The 20,872-nt window shown below is 62.3% G+C and carries 20 protein-coding genes and 2 tRNA genes; 13 read left to right on the top strand and 9 right to left on the bottom strand.

The window, feature by feature from the left end; all coding sequences use genetic code 11:
* Nucleotides 1-582: 582 nt before the first annotated feature.
* Both DPM33_RS19445 and DPM33_RS19440 read right to left on the bottom strand, forming a co-directional pair.
* Nucleotides 583-759 (bottom strand): Flp family type IVb pilin, encoded by a 177-nt coding sequence (locus tag DPM33_RS19445; RefSeq protein ID WP_112099053.1) that lies wholly within the window; start codon nucleotides 757-759, stop codon nucleotides 583-585.
* A gap of 354 nt (nucleotides 760-1,113) precedes the next feature.
* Nucleotides 1,114-1,392 (bottom strand): hypothetical protein, encoded by a 279-nt coding sequence (locus DPM33_RS19440; RefSeq protein WP_112099052.1) that lies wholly within the window; start codon nucleotides 1,390-1,392, stop codon nucleotides 1,114-1,116.
* 89 nt (nucleotides 1,393-1,481) lie between these two features.
* Between DPM33_RS19440 and DPM33_RS19435 the strand changes: the two genes are divergently transcribed.
* Nucleotides 1,482-2,171: a GDSL-type esterase/lipase family protein gene (locus DPM33_RS19435; RefSeq protein WP_112099051.1), complete on the top strand. Its 690-nt coding sequence runs from the start codon at nucleotides 1,482-1,484 to the stop codon at nucleotides 2,169-2,171.
* Between the two features lie 202 nt (nucleotides 2,172-2,373).
* Here the strand turns inward: DPM33_RS19435 and DPM33_RS35880 are convergent, their stop codons facing one another.
* Entirely contained in the window at nucleotides 2,374-2,697 is a 324-nt protein-coding gene (locus tag DPM33_RS35880) for a hypothetical protein (RefSeq protein ID WP_167449140.1), read from the bottom strand.
* Between the two features lie 453 nt (nucleotides 2,698-3,150).
* Here DPM33_RS35880 and DPM33_RS19425 point away from each other — a divergent pair, with 453 nt between their 5' ends.
* Nucleotides 3,151-3,414, top strand: coding sequence for a hypothetical protein (locus DPM33_RS19425; protein WP_146770289.1), 264 nt, complete (start codon nucleotides 3,151-3,153; stop codon nucleotides 3,412-3,414).
* Nucleotides 3,415-3,673: 259 nt separating this feature from the next.
* Here the strand turns inward: DPM33_RS19425 and DPM33_RS19420 are convergent.
* Nucleotides 3,674-3,748: transfer RNA gene (locus DPM33_RS19420), tRNA-Asn, on the bottom strand.
* A 220-nt stretch (nucleotides 3,749-3,968) separates the two neighbouring features.
* On the opposite strand from DPM33_RS19420, the gene DPM33_RS19415 reads away from it, so the two are divergent.
* From DPM33_RS19415 to DPM33_RS19375, 9 genes are all read left to right on the top strand, one after another.
* Nucleotides 3,969-4,229, top strand: coding sequence for a hypothetical protein (locus DPM33_RS19415; RefSeq protein WP_112099048.1), 261 nt, complete (start codon nucleotides 3,969-3,971; stop codon nucleotides 4,227-4,229).
* A 175-nt stretch (nucleotides 4,230-4,404) separates the two neighbouring features.
* Nucleotides 4,405-4,478 (top strand) — tRNA-Cys (locus DPM33_RS19410).
* Nucleotides 4,479-4,568: 90 nt separating this feature from the next.
* Nucleotides 4,569-5,243: a protein-L-isoaspartate O-methyltransferase family protein gene (locus DPM33_RS19405; protein WP_112099047.1), complete on the top strand. Its 675-nt coding sequence runs from the start codon at nucleotides 4,569-4,571 to the stop codon at nucleotides 5,241-5,243.
* A gap of 185 nt (nucleotides 5,244-5,428) precedes the next feature.
* A complete protein-coding gene (locus tag DPM33_RS19400) occupies nucleotides 5,429-6,811 on the top strand; it encodes a TolC family outer membrane protein (RefSeq protein ID WP_112099046.1) in 1,383 nt (460 codons plus the stop codon).
* 221 nt (nucleotides 6,812-7,032) lie between these two features.
* Nucleotides 7,033-7,848, top strand: a complete 816-nt coding sequence (locus DPM33_RS19395) for a PopZ family protein (RefSeq protein WP_112099045.1) — start codon at nucleotides 7,033-7,035, stop codon at nucleotides 7,846-7,848.
* Between the two features lie 212 nt (nucleotides 7,849-8,060).
* Nucleotides 8,061-10,844, top strand: a complete 2,784-nt coding sequence (locus tag DPM33_RS19390) for a valine--tRNA ligase (protein ID WP_112099044.1) — start codon at nucleotides 8,061-8,063, stop codon at nucleotides 10,842-10,844.
* Between the two features lie 360 nt (nucleotides 10,845-11,204).
* Nucleotides 11,205-12,434, top strand: a complete 1,230-nt coding sequence (locus DPM33_RS19385) for an OmpP1/FadL family transporter (protein ID WP_112099043.1) — start codon at nucleotides 11,205-11,207, stop codon at nucleotides 12,432-12,434.
* Nucleotides 12,435-12,723: 289 nt separating this feature from the next.
* Nucleotides 12,724-14,448, top strand: coding sequence for a dihydroxy-acid dehydratase (gene ilvD, locus DPM33_RS19380; protein WP_112099227.1), 1,725 nt, complete (start codon nucleotides 12,724-12,726; stop codon nucleotides 14,446-14,448).
* The gene (locus DPM33_RS19375; protein WP_112099042.1) at nucleotides 14,435-15,262 is read left to right on the top strand and encodes a tetratricopeptide repeat protein; all 828 of its coding nucleotides are present in this window, start codon (nucleotides 14,435-14,437) and stop codon (nucleotides 15,260-15,262) included. The genes ilvD and DPM33_RS19375 overlap by 14 nt, the downstream gene beginning before the upstream one ends.
* A 64-nt stretch (nucleotides 15,263-15,326) precedes the next feature.
* Here DPM33_RS19375 and DPM33_RS19370 read toward each other — a convergent pair whose 3' ends face one another.
* From DPM33_RS19370 to erpA, 5 genes are all read right to left on the bottom strand, one after another.
* Complete coding sequence (locus DPM33_RS19370) at nucleotides 15,327-15,620, bottom strand: hypothetical protein (protein WP_112099041.1); 294 nt, start codon at nucleotides 15,618-15,620, stop codon at nucleotides 15,327-15,329.
* Nucleotides 15,621-15,684: 64 nt separating this feature from the next.
* Entirely contained in the window at nucleotides 15,685-16,479 is a 795-nt protein-coding gene (gene xth, locus DPM33_RS19365) for an exodeoxyribonuclease III (RefSeq protein ID WP_112099040.1), read from the bottom strand.
* A gap of 7 nt (nucleotides 16,480-16,486) precedes the next feature.
* A complete protein-coding gene (locus DPM33_RS19360; protein WP_112099039.1) occupies nucleotides 16,487-16,879 on the bottom strand; it encodes a VOC family protein in 393 nt (130 codons plus the stop codon).
* Nucleotides 16,876-17,391 (bottom strand): hypothetical protein, encoded by a 516-nt coding sequence (locus DPM33_RS19355; protein ID WP_112099038.1) that lies wholly within the window; start codon nucleotides 17,389-17,391, stop codon nucleotides 16,876-16,878. Before DPM33_RS19355 ends, DPM33_RS19360 begins: the two co-directional genes overlap by 4 nt.
* A 4-nt stretch (nucleotides 17,392-17,395) precedes the next feature.
* Nucleotides 17,396-17,743 carry an iron-sulfur cluster insertion protein ErpA gene (gene erpA, locus DPM33_RS19350; RefSeq protein WP_112099037.1) on the bottom strand — a complete coding sequence of 116 codons (348 nt, stop codon included), beginning with the start codon at nucleotides 17,741-17,743 and terminating at the stop codon, nucleotides 17,396-17,398.
* Nucleotides 17,744-17,813: 70 nt separating this feature from the next.
* Between erpA and DPM33_RS19345 the strand changes: the two genes are divergently transcribed.
* Together DPM33_RS19345 and argS are read left to right on the top strand one after the other, a co-directional pair.
* Entirely contained in the window at nucleotides 17,814-19,043 is a 1,230-nt protein-coding gene (locus DPM33_RS19345) for a deoxyguanosinetriphosphate triphosphohydrolase (RefSeq protein ID WP_112099036.1), read from the top strand.
* Nucleotides 19,044-19,104: 61 nt separating this feature from the next.
* Nucleotides 19,105-20,862: an arginine--tRNA ligase gene (gene argS / locus DPM33_RS19340; protein WP_112099035.1), complete on the top strand. Its 1,758-nt coding sequence runs from the start codon at nucleotides 19,105-19,107 to the stop codon at nucleotides 20,860-20,862.
* The last annotated feature ends 10 nt before the right edge of the window (nucleotides 20,863-20,872 follow it).

Below are 20,872 nucleotides of genomic sequence, written 5' to 3'. Positions count from 1 at the left end.
CTAAGGTGACCGGCGCCTTCTCGCTGGGAGAATTGCCTGAAAGCGGGCGCCGGTCTGGCGGTCCTTGGGGGTTCCGCCGCATATGCAAGGTAGCTAAAACATCCGCGATCGACATGGTGTGATCGCGTAAGCCTCACAGGCTTACTGCTTTCGCAGCGGGTTGGGTTCCTGGCGGCCGGCCGTATCCATGCACCAGATCCACCGCTTCACCATCGACCGTGATGATTATGTCGCCATCGCCTGCGACATTTCGAGAGCGCTCGCGGAATTGCGGTAACAGTGCACAATTTTGCCGTGACGGCTATTGGCCAAACTCCCGCGCTCATGGATTTGGGAGCCCGAGCGCTGGCCGCAAATGGAATAAGTGCACCGTCACCGTGAGGCAGCGGCTTCTTGCGCTTGGCTCTCGGCGGCATTAGTCGGGCGCCCTCGATCATGCATTCATTGGGGCCTGATCAGGGTGATCTATTGCCTACGGATGCCGCGGCGCCGGCGACGACCGGAACCGGCAGTTCACCAACCCAGCGCTGACGCCCCAGCATCGCAAAGGCTGGACGCCTTGTCCGTAGGTCTTAGCGTACCTTACGGTGCGATGGCGCCGTTAAGGGTGCTGGCAATCGACACAAACTGGGCATTTAGCGCGCCGCCCAGTGAGGTCGCTCCAACCATGATTCCCAGAGCGATAAGCGCTGCAATCAAACCATACTCGATGGCCGTTGCTCCAGAATCGTCACGCAGAAAACTTGCTATCAGTTGCATTTTTCACAAGCCCCGACTTGCAGATCGCGCAAGTATCACTGATTGCTAATTTAGAACGGGTAAACGAGCGTCGTTGGTTTTTATCCAGTTGGGAAAGCCGGGCCGAGACGTGGGTTGTGGTGTCCTATCTCGGCCCTGGCCACGACCCGGCCGGGCTAAGGGTGGGAGCGCGGCTGGCCGGAATCTAGACGTGCCTCGGCAACTCCTCAATTTAGTTGGGCTGCGTGCCCACGGTTCGTGGGTCTTCACTGTCAGTGTCCCGACGGTGGGACAAGCAGCACCACCCCATCAGGGCCAGCAGGGCGCACGCATACAATCCGATGATGTCGCGCGGCTTGTGCGAAGGCAGCCGGCTTAACGCCCCAGATACATCGGGTCGGTAAGCAAAAATATTACGCGATTTCTGGCCTTAGCCACTGATATAAAAGTTACAATTTCTTGGAAATGGTCGAGAATGTCCTTCTTACCCGCTGAATCTGGCAGCGCATTTATCTCCTCGTCAAACGATGAGGCGCGCTTGCTCAAGGCGGCCAAAATGTCATCTTGCTCGGCTTCCAGGGAAAAAAGTCGCTGCTGACGCGCTCGAAAACTGGAGGCCTGGAACATCTCGTCCAACACGGTATTTTTGGGCATTCTGCCCTCCCAGGTGAGATAGGCTATCCGAGATAGAGAATATACTCAAAGCGGCCTGAACAGGGGAGTAGGCGGGGAGGAGATAGGCCATGACAAAAGTGCGAGACGTTTCGTTAGCGGCTCTTGCCGCACTTTCCGTGTTGGTGGGGCCGGTCAGAAACGTGGATGCAGAGGATACACCTCCGACAATCATCACCCTCGGCGACAGCTACATCAACAGCTATGGAGTAGCTGCCGCCGACACCTTTGCGACTAGGCTAAAGTCTGGGCTGAACGCTGCCGGACATCCGGTGACAATTGTCGAAGTGGGGTATACGGCGACCAGCAAAAAGGGTCTCAGTTGGCTGGCAGAAACGAAGGACGGACTTGACCTGCAGGCGAACCCTGTAGGCCGCGCTGTCATCGTCGAGTTGGGTCAGAACGATTGCGCTCGTATCGACCTCGCTCAGACGCGAGCGAACCTCGACCAAATTCTGACTATCCTCGCCCAGAAGCGCATTCCGGTGCTTGTGGTGGGAACTGCGGCTTATGACTTTTGCTCGTCTGCCCTCTCTGCCGGGCACGGTGCTGACTATGCCGGGCCGTTTTCAAAGATGTTCTCCGAACTGGCAGACAAGCATGGGGACTTGCTCTACCCCGACTTCAAGGAGGGCGTGACTGGGCACCCGGAGTTGCTGCAAGCGGACAGGGATCACCCAAATGCAGCGGGTGATGCGATCATCGCTAGAAACATGCTTCCCATAGTCCAGGCGCTGCTTGCGCGAATTGGACCCCCTTGAGCATCCGACTGAAGAACGAACGGTGTCCATTGGATTGCGTGACAAGACTTGGCTCCGAGACCGAAGGAGAAGGCCGACCGACTCAAGCCGGGCTTCGTTGGCGGCGTCAAGTTCTCAACGGGCAGCAGGCAGTAGCTTCGGTCGATGAGGGACTTCGGAAGATATAGCAGCTCAACCTGCACAGGGCTGTCGGGGTGCCGGCCTACATCGCGTCGGCTGGCGCGAAAAAGCAGTTTTCGTCTTCTTCGGTGGGGTGCAGGCAGATGTGGAAGTAATCATCTCCCGACGGGACGACGACATCGTACGGCACGAAGTAGCGGTTCTGATGAGTGATTTTTTGATGGTCGCCCGGACGCAGGATAATCACGTAGCCATCTGGCCGGGGCGTCACAGTGGCGCTGGGAATTTTCCCGCAGTCGCCACTGACCGGATCGCCGTGGCAACAAGCTGGTGGGTAGCCCCAATTGCGATCCGGGCCGTGGGCTAACGCCGCGCCTCCCTCAATTGCCGCAGTCGTGGCTATCACGCCTGCGAAGCACGTCACCTGTTTTGGTCCGACCGCATGCACCGATTGGGCCCTCAACGGAGACTGATGTCATCAGCGGCACCATATACCATTAGGCCTCGCTAATATGTGAATTGCGGTGAAGATGCACAAAATCTGCTCAGTGAGCAGCGAGGCCTCGGGTGGGACAAATGTTCCCCACGTCTGACAAACTAAGCGCTTCACAGTCAGCTTGTGGAATTCGTAAAACGAGGCAAGCCACAAAGGAAAAGAGTGCACTGTCACCGCAATCTCAGCAGATCGTGCGAGCGCTGCTGGTGATGTAATGGCCGATTTCCATGCCCGGCTGCTCAGGGTGGTCGGGCTTTTTGTTCGCGGCCCTCGATCGTCGTCATTCCAATTGATGATGAAAGCTCATCATTGCCCGATGTTAACTGGGCGCAACCATTTCGCATGGTGCAGGCGGGTGAGGGCATGAAACTCGTTATCTTTGGCATAGCAATGGTATTGGCCGCCACCGGAGCAGCCGTAGCGAAGGAGAAGAAAAAGGTTGCCACCGCTCAGGCCGCAACCTCGTGTTCTGCAGCGCATCCTAAGGCTAGCAACAAGACGACCCTGAAACTGGATTGCAAATCGACAGGCACCGCCGTAGTTCCGCGACCGTCAAATCAGGCCGCGAACTTTCTGGACCATCGCTTAGGATACGACACCGATCCGTGGATCCGAACTGGCTATTGACCGGCCGGCTTCTGCTCCCGGGACCTTCCTTGTCTTTATCCAGCGACGGCTAGGCCAATGCCGAGACCGATTGCCACCCCGATGGCCAGAGAAGCCAATTCCATCTCGGCCGGGTCTGATGCAGGCGATCAGATCATCAAAAACGTATTCCATGACAACGAACTCCCTTCGTGCGCTAAGCGAAGTCGAGTTGCGTACCTATACCGTACCTATCGCCAAAATCAGCGATTTTACAGGTTGGGTAAGTGCTTGGAATTGTTGGCTCCCCGGGCCGGATTCGAACCAGCGACCAACCGGTTAACAGCCGGTTGCTCTACCACTGAGCTACCGGGGAACAGGTGCTCTCATGTGAGTGGCGGTGGCTATAGCAAAACCGTTTGGGCTTTGTAAACGAAGCATTTCACATTTCTCCGGAGTTTTTCGGGCGGCAATTTGTAGCAATTTGCTGGCGGCGTTCTCATATCAGCCGTCTGTCATCCGGTCGGGAACGAGGGGAGGCGGCATCGCTTTAGTCTCTCGGGGGCCCGATCGCGGGGAAAGGAACGGATTTGCGCATGACTGCAGCGGACGACGACAGCGCCCCGGCGCGCAAGATTTCGATCTTCGGCCGCGAATTCGCCATGCCGCGGTCGCGCGCCTTGCGGATCGCGATCGGCGTGCTGCTCACCATTGGCGGGATTCTGGGCTTTCTGCCGATTCTCGGTTTCTGGATGATTCCGCTCGGCCTGCTGGTGCTGTCCTACGAATTCGCGATGGTGCGGCGCCATCGGCGGCGATTCGTCGTCTGGTGGGAACGCCGGCGGCGACCCGACTGAGGTCTGCCGTAGCCGGCTGGCGCCCCCGCGAGAGTTAATCCCCGACCCGTCACAACCGATTGGTAATCACCACTTTCGCCACCGCAAGCGAAAGCGCCGGGAATGACGCGCCAGCGCTTGACGACCTTTGAGCGCCAACATAATGAGTTCGCTCGGAACGCCGGGAGCATTGCGAGGCCTCGTGGCGGAGTGGTTACGCAGAGGACTGCAAATCCTTGCACCCCGGTTCGATTCCGGGCGAGGCCTCCAGATGCTTGCGGGCTCCAGCGCAACCGCGCCGGGGCGGGGTTCCATTCGAATTGAGCCGCGCGTCTGGCGCGGGGAGCGGATTGTTGGGACATGAGCGCTGATTTCTCCGAACGCCGCGTGAAGATGGTCGACGGCCAGGTCCGCACCACCGACGTCACCAGCGCGCCGCTCATCGAAGCGATGCTTTCCGTGCCGCGCGAGGCCTTTGTCGGCGCCGGGCAGCAGGATCTGGCCTATATCGACGAAGACATTCGTATCTCGGACGGCGCCAATGGCGGCGGCGCGCGCTACCTGATGGAGCCGTCGCCGCTCGCCAAGCTTCTGCAACTGGCCGAGATCGACGCCGGCGATTCGGTGCTCGATGTCGGTTGCGGCACCGGTTATTCCGCCGCATTGCTGTCCCGGCTCGCGCGTTCCGTCGTGGCGCTGGAGAGCGATCCGGCGCTGGCGGAAGCCGCAAAATCCACGCTTTCCGGCCTCGGCTGTCAGAACGTCACGGTGCTGGCCGGGCCGCTGCAGCAGGGGCAGGCCGCCAAGGGGCCTTACAACGTCATCTTCATCGGCGGCAGCGTCGAGGAAGTGCCGACGGCGCTGCTCGACCAACTCGCGGAAGAAGGACGCCTGGTTGCAGTCGAAGGACGCGGCAACTCTGGCGTGGCCCGCCTGTTTTTCAAGGCAGGGGGGGTTGTAACCGGAAGACGGGCCTTTAATGCGGCAATTAAGCCACTACCGGGCTTCGAACGTGCTCACGCATTTGAATTCTGAGCGTTTTTGCCTTGCGGCGAAGGCGCTGGCATGATCGCTTGCGCCTGACAATCGTTGCTGATTTGGTTAACCGTGAGTTATCGGGAGGCTGTCAGCGGGGGAACGATAAACGACGCGGCGCCGGCCGATCCATAGGGGGTAGGCCGTCGTGGCGTGGTTCCCATGAAACGAATGAGGGAAATAACGTGCCGTCCGTACGCAAAAGAGTTTTAGCCGCTATTCTCGTTTCGGCCACGGCGCTGTCGCCGCTGGCCGCCTCCGCCGAAACCATAACGGGCGCCCTCGCCAAAGCCTACCAGTACAATTCACAGCTCAACGCCGCTCGCGCCGGCGTGCGCGTCACCGATGAAGGCGTCGCCATCGCCAAGTCGGGCTGGCGCCCGACCGTCAACGGTTCCGCCGCCATCGACTACACCAATACGCATGGATTCGGCACCAGCAGGAGATTGACGACGGGCAGCTTCGGGATCGTCATCAACCAGACGCTGTTCGACGGGTTTCAGACCAAGAACAATGTCGCCGCCGCCGAGGCGCAGGTGAAGGCCTCGGTCGAAAGCCTGCGCAACACCGAAGAAAACATCCTGTTCAACGCGGCAAGCGCCTATATGGACGTGATTCGCGACCGTCAGGTCGCGGCGCTGACCCAGCAGAACCTGCAATTCCTGACCGAGCAGGCGCGCGCCGCCCGCTCGCGCTTCGAGGTCGGCGAAGGCACCCGCACAGACGTCGCCCAGGCCGATGCCTCGCGCGCCACCGCCGTGGCGCAGTTGAGCGCTGCCCGGGCGACGGCGCTGGCTAGCGCCGCCACCTATCACCAGATCGTCGGCGACGAGCCGGGCAATCTCAAGGGGGCATCGCCGCTGGGCAAGCTGCTGCCGGGGAACCTCGATTCCGCCCTGGCCGTGGCCTCGGCCGAGCATCCGGCCATCCTGTCGACCCAGCATCTCGTCGACGCGGCGGCGTTTTCGGTGAAATCCACGGAAGGCGCGCTGCTGCCGCAACTGACGGCTTCCGCCGGCATTTCGGACGATTACAGCCACCAGGTTCCTGGTTCGCTCAGTAGCCCCAACGGCTCGTCGACCTCAGCCAATATCGGCGCCACGCTGACCATTCCGATCTATTCGGGCGGGCGGACTGAAGCCCTGGTGCGGCAGAACAAGGAATCGCTCGGCGAGGCGCGCATCCAGGTCGACGTCAGCCGCGACCAGGTGCGCCAGGCCGTCGTCTCGGCCTGGACGCAATATGTCGCCGCGCGCGAAAGCGTCGATGCCAACAGGCAGGTCATCGACGCCGCGCAGCTGGCGCTCAACGGCGTCATCGAGGAACGCAATGTCGGCCAGCGCACCACGCTGGACGTGTTGAACGCGCAGAACGCGGTCATCACCGCCAAGATCAACCAGGCCAGTTCCGAGCGCGATGTGGTGGTGGCGAGCTACGCCATCCTGTCGGCGATGGGCCGGCTGTCGGTCGATCGGCTGGGCCTGCCGGTCACCAAGTACAAGCCGGAAGAGCATTACAACGCCGTCAAGGACAAGTGGACCGGCCTGCGCACGCCTGACGGGCGCTGATTTCCGATACTGGCTTTCGGCAAACGCCGCGCGTCCGATGGATGCGCGGCGTTTGTCTTTTCGGGTGGCTTGTCAGACCGCGACCCGCCTAATCTGTTGAAATCCAACAAGTCCCCAGAATGGGGATTCTCTCATGACGATCGGTCGGTTACGCTGTCGGCATTGATTCGAATTCCGGCCACGGAATTCTTGAACTGGTCACAAGGGCGGCGGATGTGACGATGGCGACGGCAAGCAGCGCGCAGCGCGAACCTTCCATGGAAGAGATACTGGCTTCCATCCGGAGGATCATCGAGGACAGCGACACCGGTCGCAAGCAACCGGCCGAGGCCGGTGAGCTGCGCCAGGACCTGGAGCCGGCCGCGGTGAATGTGCCCGCCGCTGCCGTGCCAAATGTCGAGGTCGACACCTTTCGTTCCGAATTGCATGCCGATGCCGGCCCTCGCAAGCCGGTGACGCTGGCGGAAGTCCAGGCCCAGCTTGCAGCCGCCGATCCGGTGCTCGCGCGGCCCGAGCCGGCCAAGGCAGCGCCGGCGGCCCCGGCGGAGGCCAGCGCCAGGAGTTTGGTCGAGCCGAGCGCGCCGGCGGCGAGCAAGCCCGCCTTGGCAAATGTCCCGCAGACCGCCGAGACCATCGTCGCCGATTGGCGACGGGAAATCGCGGCGGCCGGCGGCGGCACGGTCACCGCGAAGCCGACAGTCCGGGCTCCCGAAGCCGCGCCCCGGGTCGAGATCGCGAAGGTCGAGATCGAGCAGGACGAGCCGGCGGTCGTAGCGCCCGTGCAGGACAGCGCCCGCCATAGTCCCGAACCTCAAGCGGCCCGGCCCGCGATCCTTTCCGAGCATACGGGCAGGCAGGTTGCGGCGGCTTTCGGCGAACTCACCGACGCTTTTGCCAGCCGCGGCAAGAAGAGTTTCGACGAGATGGCCGAGGAGATGCTGCGGCCGATGCTGCAGGATTGGCTCGACAACAACCTGCCGACGCTAGTCGAAAGGCTGGTGCGCGAGGAAATCGAGCGCGTGGCGCGCGGCGCGTAGTGAGTCGCCGGACCATGAGACTGAAAAGCGCCGCCTTCGGGCGGTGCTTTTGTTTTGGGGCTTTTGTCGAGCGTGGCGTTAGCCGAACCGGGCGGGATTGCCGCTGGTCGCGGCAGGCCTATCTGTAAGGACGATCGCTGCTCTCGCGGTTGACTCGGCCAAGACCTTCCGATTTACACCGACGCTTGTTCCCGACAGTCCGGACTTCCTCCATGCTTGAAAAGACCTACGACGCCAAAACCGTCGAGCCGAAGATCGCCAAAATCTGGGAAGAGGCCGACGCCTTCCGGGCCGGCGCCGGCGCGGAGGAGGGGGCGGAAGCCTTCACCATCGTCATCCCGCCGCCGAACGTCACCGGCTCGCTGCATATGGGGCACGCGCTCAACAACACGCTGCAGGACATCCTCGTGCGCTTCGAGCGCATGCGCGGCAAGAATGTGCTCTGGCAGCCCGGCATGGATCACGCCGGCATCGCCACGCAGATGGTGGTCGAGCGCCAGCTCATGGAAAAGCAGATCCATCGCCGCGATCTGACGCGTGAAGAGTTCATCGAGAAGGTCTGGGAGTGGAAGGCCGAATCCGGCGGAGCGATCTTCAACCAGCTGAAGCGGCTCGGCGCTTCGGCCGACTGGTCGCGCGAACGTTTCACCATGGACGAGGGCCTGTCCAAGGCCGTGCTGGAAGTCTTCGTCACGCTCCACAAGGAAGGGCTCATCTACAAGGACAAGCGCCTTGTGAACTGGGACCCGAAGCTGCTGACCGCCATTTCCGACCTCGAGGTCGAGCAGCACGAGGTCAACGGCAATCTCTGGCACGTCCGCTATCCGATCGAAGGCGAGACGTTCGATCCGCAGAACCCGAAGACCTTCATCACGGTCGCGACGACGCGTCCCGAGACGATGCTCGGCGACACGGCCGTGGCCGTGCATCCGGACGATGAGCGCTTCACCGACTTGGTCGGCCGCAACGTCGTGCTGCCGATCGTCGGCCGCAAGATACCGATCGTGGCGGATGAATACTCCGACCCGGAAAAAGGCTCCGGCGCGGTCAAGATCACGCCGGCGCATGACTTCAACGACTTCGAGGTCGGCAAGCGCCACAAATTGCCGGCCATCAACATCCTGACGGTCGAAGCCGCCATCAAGCTCAAGGACAACGAGGATTTCCTCGCGGGTCTCGAGGTCACGCCGGAGCGCCAGGCCGTGTGGGACGAGCTCGACGGGCTCGATCGTTTCGCGGCGCGCAAGAAGATCGTCGAGCTGATGGAAGCCGGCGGATTCCTCGACAAGATCGAGGCGCACCGGCACACCGTGCCGCATGGCGACCGCGGCGGCGTGCCGATCGAACCGTTCCTGACCGAGCAGTGGTATGCGAACGCCGCCGAGCTCGCCAAGCCGGCGATCGCCTCGGTGCGCGAGGGCCGTACCAACTTCGTGCCGAAGAATTGGGAAAAGACCTATTTCGACTGGATGGAGAATATTCAGCCCTGGTGCATCTCGCGCCAGCTCTGGTGGGGGCACCAGATCCCGGCCTGGTACGGGCCGGACGGGCGGGTCTTTGTCGAAAAGACCGAGGAAGAGGCGCTTGCCGCGGCCATCGAATACTACCTGGCGCTGGAAGGGCCGTGGAAGGCCTGGGTCGAGGACAAGCTCGAAAACTTCAAGCCGGGGGAGATCCTCACCCGCGACGAGGATGTGCTCGACACCTGGTTCTCGTCGGCGCTGTGGCCGTTCTCGACGCTCGGGTGGCCCGACCGGACGCCGGAGCTCAAGACCTATTACCAGACCGACGTGCTGGTGACCGGTTTCGACATCATTTTCTTCTGGGTCGCCCGCATGATGATGATGGGCCTGCACTTCATGGATGAGGAGCCGTTCCACACCGTCTATGTGCACGCTCTGGTGCGCGACAAGAATGGGCAGAAGATGTCGAAGTCGAAAGGCAACGTCATCGATCCGCTCGACCTGATCGACGAATATGGCGCCGATGCGCTGCGCTTCACGCTGACCGTGATGGCAGCGCAGGGCCGCGATGTGAAGCTCGATCCGGCGCGCATCGCCGGCTACCGCAATTTCGGCACCAAGCTCTGGAACGCGACGCGTTTTGCCGAGATGAACGAGGTCGCGCGCAACGACGACTTCTGGCTGAACGACGCCAAGCTGCCGGTGAACCGCTGGATCCTGACGGAACTTACGCGGGCGGCACGCGCGGTCACCGAGGGCATCACCACCTATCGGTTCAACGAGGCGGCGACTGCTGCCTACCGCTTCGTCTGGAACCTGTTCTGCGACTGGTACCTGGAGTTGTTGAAGCCGGTGTTCATGGGCACGGACGAGGCCGCCAAGGCCGAGAGCCGGGCCTGCGTCGCTTTCGTGCTCGATGAGATCTACAAGCTCTTGCATCCGATGATGCCGTTCATGACCGAGGAGCTGTGGGCGCAGACCGCGGGCGAGGGCAAGGAGCGCTCCTCGCTGCTTTGCCATGCCGCCTGGCCGTCGCCCGACTTCGAGGACGATGAGGCGGCCGCCGACATCAACTGGCTGGTCGACCTGGTCTCGGGCATCCGCTCGGTGCGGTCGGAGATGAACGTGCCGCCGGTCGCGATCGCGCCGCTTATGGTGATCGGCGCCAACAGCTTTACGCATGAAAGGCTGGGGCGTCACGCCCAGGCGATCAAGCGGCTGGCGCGCGTCGGCGACATCGCGCTGGTCGACGCGCCTCCCAGGGGCTCGGCCCAGATCGTGCTCAACGAGGCGACCATAAGCCTGCCGCTCGGCAGTCTGATCGACCTCCAGGCCGAGGCCGCGCGGCTGCAGAAGGAACTGGCGAAGGTCACCGAAGAGATCGCCCGCCTGCACAAGAAGCTCTCGAACGAAAAGTTCGTCGCCAACGCGCCGGAGGAAGTGGTCGAGGCCGAGCGTGAGAAACTCGCCGAATATCGCGAGGCGCAGGAGAAGCTTTCGGTGGCTTTGACCAGGGTTCGCGACGCCGGCTGAACAGCAGATTCGCCCCTCGTCGGAGGGCGCTTTCCCGTGCGTTAGCTGCCTCGAAAACAGGCATGCCGCTGCGTTAATTTTGACGTAAACGGAAAGTTTGCGCCCCATTGTTGCCATAATGTAACAACGGGGCCCTTCAGCTGCGAAATTGGCTGTTTTTGCCCGGTTTTGGGTGGGTTTTCCGGATTTTTTCGGCCGCTTGACGCCGGTTGGCGCGATTTAGGCGGCAATCGCGGCGCCAATCACCATGGCAAAATTACGGGCTGTCAAGGTGTACATGTACAGCTCTTGAAAACGTTGTTGCGTCGTTAACCCGAATTGGTTCTAGCTTGAGCCACTTGTATTTCGGGGAGGATTTCCATGAACATTTTGCGGCTCAAGGCTCTGGCGGGGGCAGGCTGCTTTTCGATCGCTTTGCTCGGCGCGGCGATGCATCCCGCACACGCTAGCGGCTTGGAGCGCGGCGGCTACGACATCGATCTGCTGTTCGATCCGGCGCCGTTCGCGACAGAGGCCGAAGCGACCTATGTAATGCCGGATCGCAAATTCAAGAACGCTCGCGGTCCTGGTGGCGCCGACCTCGGCTTCGGCACCTCTGCCGATGGAGCCGAGGATTATTGGGTGCCGCGTATCGGAGTCAAAGCTCAGGTTGTCCCGGGCGTCGACTGCATGGTCGATTACTCGCAGCCTTGGGGCGCACATACCGCGCCCGGCGTCTGGAATGGTGCGTTTTCCAACATGGAAACCGACATCAAGAGCGACAATTATGGAGCAACCTGCTCCTACAAGATGGATGCGGGCAAGGGGCAGCTCCGCTTTATCGGCGGTGTTTTCTACCAGAAGGTTTACGGTTTCAAGGAAGACCTGGTTTCACCGCTCGTGCCCAACTTCGGGGGTACCGGTCGTGTCGATCTGACGAGCAATGGCTGGGGCTGGCGCGCCGGCATTGCCTATGAAATCCCGGACATCGCGCTGCGCGCCAGCCTGGTCTACAATTCGAAGGTCAAGCTCGACAACATCTCGGGCACGTTGGACCTGACGAATGTTGGCCTGGGTACGATCCCGATCTACGGTTCGACGCAGCACATGCCGGATGTTGTGGAACTGAAATTGCAGTCCGGCGTAGCACCCGGCTGGCTTGCCTTCGGTTCGATCAAGTGGGTCAACTGGAGTACGTTGCAGAGCGTGCCGATCTGCCCGGTTGGCGTTCCGACCTCGCTTTGCTTCAGCAACTCGCCGGCAGAGGTAACCTCGCTTGACCTGATGTATCGTGACAGCTGGACCGTCTCGGGTGGCATCGGCCACAAGTTTAACGATCAGTGGAGTGCTGCTGGCCAGCTCTCTTGGGACCGTGGTACCTCGCATGGCTACGGCTCACAGACCGATACCTGGACTGTCGGCGGCGGCGTCGCTTATACACCCCAGCCCAACATCGAGGTTCGTTTGGCCGGTGTTATCGGCGTGATGACCAGCGGTCATTCCGGCACGGTGATTGGCCCGAACGGCAAAATTATCGGTGCTGATGCCAGCTACGACTTCGGCAACGATCTGGTCACAGCGATCTCGGGCGGAATCAAGATCAAGTTCTAAGTTTCTGAAAATTCATCGAAAAGGCCGGGCATTGCCCGGCCTTTTTTGTCACGCGCTGCCGATTCAAATCCTCTCATCGACCCTATGTTGCAGATTCGCAGCACAACCGGCGTCCGATACAATTGTGACGTTTCGGCAACAGTTTATGAACAACCCCCGCGCTAAAGGACTTGCCGAGGGAACTGCCCATTTCCCGCCATAAACCCGGAGCACCCGAGATAGGTCTCGGAACGCGTGCCAGGTTGGCGCGGCGAAGGGGCAGGCCGCGGGGTGTGCGGCAAGGACGATGATGGACGCCAAGGCAATCTCCAAGGCCAAGCTGCCGAGCCGCTATGTGACCGTTGGTCCGGCGCGCGCGCCGCATCGTTCGTATCTTTACGCCATGGGGCTGTCGGCCGCCGAGATCGCGCAGCCTCTGGTCGGCGTCGCCAGCTGCTGGAACGAAGCAGCACCCTGCAACATCTCGCTGATGCGCCAGGCGCAAGTGGTGAAGAAGGGCGTTGCGGCGGCCAACGGCACGCCGCGCGAGTTCTGCACCATCACCGTCACCGACGGCATCGCCATGGGCCACCAGGGCATGAAGTCATCGCTGGTGTCGCGCGAGGTGATCGCCGATTCGGTCGAGCTCACCATGCGCGGTCATTGCTACGACGCGCTGGTCGGACTTGCCGGCTGCGACAAGTCGCTGCCCGGCATGATGATGGCGATGGTGCGCCTCAACGTGCCGTCGATCTTCATCTATGGCGGCTCGATCCTGCCCGGCAGCTATCGCGGCCGGCAGATCACGGTGCAGGATGTGTTCGAAGCGGTCGGCCAGCATTCGGTCGGCACCATCGGCGATGCCGAACTGCTCGAGATCGAGCAGGCCGCGTGCCCTTCGGCCGGCTCATGCGGCGCGCAATTCACCGCCAACACCATGGCGACCGTTGCCGAGGCGATCGGCTTGGCCTTGCCCTATTCCTGCGGCGCGCCGGCGCCGTACGAGATGCGCGACCGCTTCAATTTCGCCTCGGGCGAAAAGGTCATGGAACTGATCGCGAAAAACATCCGGCCGCGCGACATCGTCACGCGCGAGGCGCTGGAGAACGCGGCGACCGTGGTGTCGGCCACCGGCGGCTCGACCAACGCGGCGCTGCATTTGCCGGCGATCGCGCATGAGGCCGGCATCAAGTTCGATCTATTCGACGTCGCCGCGATCTTCGAGAAGACGCCCTATATCGCCGACCTCAAGCCGGGCGGCAGATATGTCGCCAAGGACATGTTCGAGGCCGGCGGCATTCCGCTGCTGATGAAGACGTTGCTCGACCACGGCTATCTGCATGGCGACTGCATCACGGTCACCGGCCGTACTTTGGCCGAAAACATGGAGCACGTTTCCTGGAATGACAGCCAGGATGTTGTGCGTCCCGCCAATCGGCCAATCACCAAGACAGGCGGCGTTGTGGGCTTGAAGGGCAACCTTGCCCCCGAAGGTGCGATCGTGAAGGTCGCGGGCATGTCGGAACTGAAATTCTCAGGCCCGGCGCGTTGCTTCGATTCGGAAGAGGAGTGCTTCGAAGCGGTCACGCAGCGCAATTACCGGGAAGGCGAGGTTCTCGTCATCCGCTATGAGGGGCCGCGCGGCGGTCCGGGCATGCGCGAGATGCTGTCGACGACGGCGGCGCTCTACGGCCAGGGCATGGGCGGCAAGGTGGCGCTGATCACCGACGGGCGCTTCTCCGGCGCCACGCGCGGCTTCTGCATCGGCCATGTCGGGCCTGAGGCGGCGGTCGGCGGGCCTATCGGGCTGATCAAGGATGGCGACGTGATCTCGATCGATGCCGTGAAAGGCACGATCGAGGTGGCCCTGTCGGACGCCGAACTGGCTGCCCGGGCAAAGAGTTGGATGCCGCGCGAGACCGACTATCAGTCCGGCGCGATATGGAAATATGCGCAGGCCGTAGGGTCGGCCCGCGACGGCGCGGTGACCCATCCGGGCGCGGCCAAAGAAACGCACTGCTATGCGGACATCTGAGGTGTTGAGGTCGTCTGTCTTTTCGGCACTGGTCGCTCTGGCGACCTTGGGCGCCGTCGGGCAGGCCATGGCCTTCGACGACAAGGTGTTCGACGACAAGACCGGCGTGAAGCCGCAGTCGAGCCCCTGGGCGGTGTTCCAGTTCGGCTTCTCGGCTTACAAGAGCGGCCACAAGGACCAGGCGGTCGAGGCCTATAAATACGCCGCCGAGAACGGCCAGATCGGCGCCACCTGGAAGCTTGCGCGCATGTATGCCGAAGGCGACGGCGTGACGCGCGACGACTATGCGGCCTTCAAGTTCTTCTCGGAAATCGTCGACCAGGATGTCGAGCCGGGCTCACCCGAAGAAAGCTATGTGTCGGACGCGCTGGTGGCGCTCGGCGATTATCTGCGCAAGGGCATTCCCGGCACCCCGGTCGAGGAAAACGACGTCGCGGCGCAGGAATATTACATGCGCGCCGCCGCCAACTACCGCAATCCGAACGCTCAGTTCGAGATCGGCCGGATGTTCCTAAAGGGCGAGGGCGGCGTAAAGGCCAGCGTCAAGCAGGCCGGCCGCTGGCTGCAACTGGCGGCCGAGAAGGGCCATGCCGGCGCGCAGGCGACACTCGGCAACCTCTTGTTCCAGAGCGGCAAGGTCGTGCGCGGCCTGGCGATGATGACGGCCGCGCTCGAGCGGGCTCCGCCGGCCGACCAGCCCTGGATCCGCAATATGCAGGAAGAGGCTTTCGCCGCCGCCGGCGAGGCCGATCGCCGTACCGCGATCTCGCTTGCCGACGATATCCTGACCAAGGGCAACAACGGCGACCAGTAAGCGCCGCTCTTTTTGCGGGAAATTCAAAAGACGCCGGGTGTGCGCTGCCAATCGTGGCGCTGGATCAGTTGGCGGTCGGCTCCGTAGGCGCCGGGCCGGGCGTCGGGGTGGAGATCGACGTCGGGTGCGGCTTTGGCGTCTCTCCCGGACATTCGTCCTTGATCCTGGTCCAGGACGTGTTGTTGAGAACCATGTCGCAGCGGGCGAGGTGGCTCTCGCCGGCCAGTGTCAGGCACGCCGTCTCGCCGATATTGAAGGACTTGCCGTTGGCAAGGCAGGTTGGAGCCGCCAGCAACGGCGTCGGCGCGGCAAGCGCCAAAGCAAGGCCGACCGGCCAGAAAAGAAATCGGATCGCCATTCAACCCCCACAGCAATCCGCATCAAAGACCGGATTTGTGGCGATATCTGGGTCCGGAAATCTATCAGGCCGGCCGCAGGCTGAGCTCGATCGCGACCGGCACGTGGTCGGAAGGTTTTTCCCAGGCGCGGACGTGCTTTTCCACCGAGGCCGACGAGAAACGGTTGGCGGCTTCCGGCGACAGCAGCAGGTGGTCGATGCGGATGCCGTTGTTCTTCTGCCAGGCGCCGGCCTGATAGTCCCAGAAGGTGTAGACGCCGGCCGAGTCGGTCACGCTGCGCACCGCTTCGGTGAAGCCGAGATTCTTCAGCCGGCGGAAGGCCTGCCTTGTCCGCGGCTGGAACAGCGCGTCGCCCAGCCAGTTCTCCGGAAACCGGGCATCGGCGGGCTCGGGAATGACGTTGTAGTCGCCGGCCAGCACGAGAGCCTCTTCGAGCCGCAGGCGTTCTTCCGCCCAACGCTCCAGCCGCGCCATCCAGGCGAGTTTGTAGGAAAACTTGCGCTCATCGTCGATCGGGTTGCCGTTCGGCAGATAGAGCGAGGCGACACGCAAGGCCCCCTGGTCGGTCGAAAAGACGCCCTCGATGAAGCGGGCATGGTCATCCGCATCGTCGCCCGGCAAGCCGCGATTGACCTCGTCGAAGGGAAGCTTCGACAGGATGGCGACGCCGTTGAAGCTCTTCTGGCCGTTGGTCTCGACATTGTAGCCCAGCGCCTCGATCTCGGCGCGCGGGAACAATTCGTCGACGCTCTTGATCTCCTGCAGGCAGACCATGTCCGGCGCGCTTTCGGTCAGCCAGTGGGTGAGATTGCCGATGCGGGCGCGAACGCCGTTGATGTTCCAGGTGACGATCTTCATGCAGGCCTCAATTCTGTTCCGGCGCAAGGCGCTCGACCAAGCCGATCGTATTGCCTGCGGGGTCCTTTAGAAAGGCCATCCATTCGCTTTCCCCGGCCGGACCGAACCTGCCCTCGGTGTCGCGATGGACGATCGTCGGCGGCGCGGTGAAAGGAATGCCTGCGGCTTTCGCCTCGGCGTGGAAGGCTTCGAGGCCGGCGATGTCGAGATAGACGGTGCCCGGCGGCACGCCGTCGATGAAGAGCAGGCGCACATCGCCCGCCATGATGAACGCCATTCCCGGCGGGTCATAGCGCGCATGCACATTCAAGCCGAGCACGCCCTGCCAGAAGGCCAGCGTCACGTCGAGATCGCGCCCAGCCGACAGCGCGACCTGACGGACCGCGCCGACGCCGCTCATTCTGTCGCGTCCGGAAGCTGGCTCTCGCCATTGTCCGAGAGTATCTGCTCGATGGCGTCCCTGAGATGCAATGCCTGGTCGCGCGTCGTGCGCGCGTCCATCCAGTCACAGACGTCGTAGAGATTACCGAGCCAGTACGGATAATCGTATCTTTCCTCGATGGGAGGGATCATGCGACAGATCTGGAGTGGTTCGAGGTCGCTATGAAGGTAAGAGCGTATGCGCCGCAGGAACAGCCGGCGTGCCATTTCGCCGGCTTGCGCAGAGCTAGGGTCGAAATCGGCAAACACTCGCGCGACCAGCGACGTCAGATGGCCATGCGCTTTGCCGAGGGCCAAGGGATTTCTCGGATTGCTCCGTAGCAGCTCCTGATAATCGCTATCCTCGGCATAACTCGGCGGCGCGGCGTGACAGCCAGCCCAAGCGACGACATCGACATCGGAAACGGCGTCCATCTCGCGGGCGACAAGAACCGTCAGCGGATCCTCGTGGCCCTCGAGAAAAGGCTTCATAGCTTCAAATGCTGAAGCTCGTTCCACAGCCGCAGGAGGCGACCGCGTTCGGGTTCCTGATCTGGAAGGACTGCCCCATCAAATCGTCGACGAAGTCGATCACCGAACCGCCCATATAGACCAGCGACAAATCGTCGATCAGGACCGTGGCGCCGTCCTTCTCGATGGCGACGTCGTCGTCGTTCCGCGCCTCGACCAGATCGAATTTGTAGGAAAAGCCCGAACAGCCGCCGCCTTCGACGGAGACGCGCAGCGCCGTCTTGCCCGGTTCGCCGGAAACAATCCTGGCGATCCGTTTTGCCGCGGCATCGGTCATTTCGACCTTCATGGCAGTCTTGGCATCCGCGCCCATCGGCGTCACCTTGCTTTCCGTTTCATATGATAGGTATGAAGCGGGCAGGCCTGAGTCAACTGGTGGGTCAATGGACGAGCGGCAGGGCAAGAATGCTCTCGGCGACATCGGCTTCGGCTATCGGCCGCGCGCCGTCTATGCGAGCGACCCGGCGGGCTCGCGCGGACGGCTGTTCGAGGAGACCGAAAGCCCGACCCGCACGCCGTTCCAGCGCGACCGCGACCGCATCATCCATTCCACTGCCTTTCGCCGGCTGAAGCACAAGACGCAGGTCTTCGTCGCGCATGAAGGCGATCACTACCGCACGCGGCTGACGCATTCGATCGAGGTGGCGCAGATTGCCCGTGCGCTGGCGCGGGCCTTGCGCGGCGACGAGGATCTCGCCGAAGCCGTGGCTCTTGTCCACGATTTTGGCCACACGCCCTTCGGCCATACGGGCGAGGATGCGCTCAACGAGAAGATGGCCGCCTGGGGCGGCTTCGATCACAACGCCCAATCTCTGCGCGTGGTCACGCGGCTGGAGCGGCGCTATGCCGAATTCGACGGACTGAACCTCACCTGGGAGACGCTGGAGGGGCTGGTCAAGCACAATGGCCCGCTGACCGACGCAAGCGGGAAGGGGCTCGAGGGTCCGGTGCCGCAGGCGATCCGCGACTATTCGGAGCTGCACGACCTCGAGCTCGACCGCTTCGCCGGCATCGAGGCGCAGTGTGCCGCCATCGCCGACGACATCGCCTACAACACCCATGACATCGACGACGGCCTGCGCGCCGGCCTGCTGACGCTGGAGATGCTTGGGGAGGTCGGCCTGCCGGGCTCGATCCTGAAGGGCGTGCGCGCCAAATACCCTCAGCTTGACGACGTTCGCACCGGTCACGAGCTGATGCGCCGGCAGATCACCTTGATGGTCGAGGATGTCATAGCCTCGACTACCGCCAACATCGAGCGCCTGAAACCGGACAGCGCCGATGCGGTGCGGACGGCGGGCGAGACCCTGGTGACCTTCTCGCCAGGCATGGCCGCGGCCGAGAAGGAATTGAAGGCTTTCCTCTACAAGCATCTCTACCGGCATCCGGAAGTGATGCGGGTGCGGGCCGACGCCGAGCGCATCGTGCGTGAGCTGTTCGATGTGTATTTCGCCGATCCGCGCGCCATGCCCGATGGCTGGCGCGAGGGGCTCGATCGCGCCGAGGATCGCATCAAGGCGCGCAGCGTCGCCGACTTCCTGGCCGGCATGACCGACACCTATGCGCTGAAGGAACATCGGCGTCTGTTTGACCATACGCCCGATTTGAGCTAGGGCGATCCTCGATTTTGCCGGCCATAGAGCCGGTCGTCTCTTAAAGCCCAGAGCACTTCCAATGAATATCTTCGCCGATTTCAACGCGCGGATCGTAAAAGCCGTCGAAACCCTTGACCTGAAGGACAAGGAAGGGGCTGCGCTCGACCTGTCGCGCATCACGGTCGAGCCGCCGCGCGACGCCAGCCATGGCGATCTCGCCACCAATGCGGCGATGGTGCTGGCAAAGCCCACCGGACAGAATCCGCGCGCCCTGGCGGAAAAGCTGGTCGAGGTGCTGCGCGCGGACGCCGACATTGCTTCGGCCGACGTTGCCGGCCCAGGCTTCGTCAATCTCAGGCTGAAGGACGGCTTCTGGCATGTGCATCTGGCGGCGCTTCTCGGCGAAGGACGCGACTACGGGCGCTCCAAGATCGGCGGCGGCCGCAAGGCCAATGTCGAATATGTCTCGGCCAATCCGACCGGGCCTCTCCATGTCGGGCATTGCCGCGGCGCCGTGGTCGGTGATGCGCTCGCTAACCTCATGGCCTTCGCTGGTTATGACGTAACCAAGGAATATGTCATCAACGACGCCGGCGGCCAGATCGATGTTCTCGGCCGCTCCGCGTTGCTGCGCTACCGTCAGGCGCTTGGCGAAGACATTGGCGAAATCCCGCCCGGTCTCTATCCGGGCGACTATCTGGTCCCAGTGGGACAGGCGCTGGCCGAGGAGTTCGGCCTCGGCTTGCTGGAGATGCCGGAAGACGAGGCGCTGGCGATCGTCAAGGACCGCACCGTCGATGCGATGATGGCGATGATCCGCGAGGATCTGGCGCTGCTCAACGTGCATCACGACGTGTTCTTCTCCGAGCGCACGCTGCACGCCGACAATGCCAGGAAGATCCGAGCGGCGATCGCCGACTTGACGCTCAAAGGGCATATCTACAAGGGCACGCTGCCGCCGCCGAAGGGCGAGAAACCGGACGACTGGGAGGACCGCGAGCAGACCCTGTTCCGCTCGACCGCGGTTGGCGACGACATGGACCGGGCGCTAGTCAAGTCGGACGGCTCGTTCACCTATTTCGCCGCCGACGTCGCCTATCTCAAGGACAAGGTTGAGCGCGGCTTCGTCGACCTGATCTATGTGCTCGGCGCCGATCATGGCGGCTATGTGAAGCGGCTGGAGGCGCTGGCGCGCGCGGTTGCCGGCGACAAGATCAAGCTGACGGTTCTGCTTTGCAATCTGGTCAAGCTGTTTCGAGATGGCGAGCCGGTCCGGATGGGCAAACGGGCAGGAAATTTCGTCACTTTGCGTGACGTTATCGAAGAGGTCGGGCGCGATGCGGTTCGCTTCATGATGCTCTACCGGAAAAGCGACGCCCCGCTCGATTTCGACTTCGCCAAGGTTACGGAGCAGTCGAAGGACAATCCGGTGTTCTACGTCCAGTATGCTTCGGCGCGCTGCCACTCGGTGTTCCAGATGGCGACCGCCCGGACGGGCGAGGTCAGTTTTGACCGCGCCCAGCTTGCGGCTGCGACGACGTTGCTGACCGACGAAAGCGAAATCGCGCTGATCCGCAAGCTAGCTGAATATCCCAGGCTGATCGAATCCGCTGCGCTCACACAGGAGCCGCACCGGCTCGCTTTCTACCTTTACGATCTGGCTTCCGGCTTCCACGCACAGTGGAATCGCGGCCACGAAAATCAAGACTTACGTTTTGTTAAGGTTAACGACCGAGAATCAACCTATGCCAGACTAGGGCTGGTGCAGGCTGTTTCGGATGTTTTGACGTCCGGCCTGACGCTGATCGGGGCTGACGCGCCTACCGAAATGCGTTAGGTTTAACTAA

The organism is Mesorhizobium hawassense (assembly GCF_003289945.1).
GTDB classification, from domain to species: Bacteria; Pseudomonadota; Alphaproteobacteria; order Rhizobiales; family Rhizobiaceae; genus Mesorhizobium; species Mesorhizobium hawassense.
This window is presented reverse-complemented; position numbering and strand designations above follow the sequence as displayed.

What these genes read in the sequence shown, in the direction of transcription:
- DPM33_RS19440 (WP_112099052.1), bottom strand. Translation starts at nt 1,392, where the DNA reads ATGCCCAAAAATACCGTGTTGGACGAGATGTTCCAGGCCTCCAGTTTT.
- ilvD (WP_112099227.1), top strand. Translation starts at nt 12,724, where the DNA reads ATGGACGCCAAGGCAATCTCCAAGGCCAAGCTGCCGAGCCGCTATGTG.
- DPM33_RS19425 (WP_146770289.1), top strand. Translation starts at nt 3,151, where the DNA reads ATGAAACTCGTTATCTTTGGCATAGCAATGGTATTGGCCGCCACCGGA.
- DPM33_RS19415 (WP_112099048.1), top strand. Translation starts at nt 3,969, where the DNA reads ATGACTGCAGCGGACGACGACAGCGCCCCGGCGCGCAAGATTTCGATC.
- erpA (WP_112099037.1), bottom strand. Translation starts at nt 17,743, where the DNA reads ATGGGCGCGGATGCCAAGACTGCCATGAAGGTCGAAATGACCGATGCC.
- DPM33_RS19385 (WP_112099043.1), top strand. Translation starts at nt 11,205, where the DNA reads ATGAACATTTTGCGGCTCAAGGCTCTGGCGGGGGCAGGCTGCTTTTCG.
- DPM33_RS19395 (WP_112099045.1), top strand. Translation starts at nt 7,033, where the DNA reads ATGGCGACGGCAAGCAGCGCGCAGCGCGAACCTTCCATGGAAGAGATA.
- argS (WP_112099035.1), top strand. Translation starts at nt 19,105, where the DNA reads ATGAATATCTTCGCCGATTTCAACGCGCGGATCGTAAAAGCCGTCGAA.
- xth (WP_112099040.1), bottom strand. Translation starts at nt 16,479, where the DNA reads ATGAAGATCGTCACCTGGAACATCAACGGCGTTCGCGCCCGCATCGGC.
- DPM33_RS19355 (WP_112099038.1), bottom strand. Translation starts at nt 17,391, where the DNA reads ATGAAGCCTTTTCTCGAGGGCCACGAGGATCCGCTGACGGTTCTTGTC.
- DPM33_RS19445 (WP_112099053.1), bottom strand. Translation starts at nt 759, where the DNA reads ATGCAACTGATAGCAAGTTTTCTGCGTGACGATTCTGGAGCAACGGCC.
- DPM33_RS19435 (WP_112099051.1), top strand. Translation starts at nt 1,482, where the DNA reads ATGACAAAAGTGCGAGACGTTTCGTTAGCGGCTCTTGCCGCACTTTCC.
- DPM33_RS19375 (WP_112099042.1), top strand. Translation starts at nt 14,435, where the DNA reads ATGCGGACATCTGAGGTGTTGAGGTCGTCTGTCTTTTCGGCACTGGTC.
- DPM33_RS19390 (WP_112099044.1), top strand. Translation starts at nt 8,061, where the DNA reads ATGCTTGAAAAGACCTACGACGCCAAAACCGTCGAGCCGAAGATCGCC.
- DPM33_RS19345 (WP_112099036.1), top strand. Translation starts at nt 17,814, where the DNA reads ATGGACGAGCGGCAGGGCAAGAATGCTCTCGGCGACATCGGCTTCGGC.
- DPM33_RS19370 (WP_112099041.1), bottom strand. Translation starts at nt 15,620, where the DNA reads ATGGCGATCCGATTTCTTTTCTGGCCGGTCGGCCTTGCTTTGGCGCTT.
- DPM33_RS19405 (WP_112099047.1), top strand. Translation starts at nt 4,569, where the DNA reads ATGAGCGCTGATTTCTCCGAACGCCGCGTGAAGATGGTCGACGGCCAG.
- DPM33_RS19360 (WP_112099039.1), bottom strand. Translation starts at nt 16,879, where the DNA reads ATGAGCGGCGTCGGCGCGGTCCGTCAGGTCGCGCTGTCGGCTGGGCGC.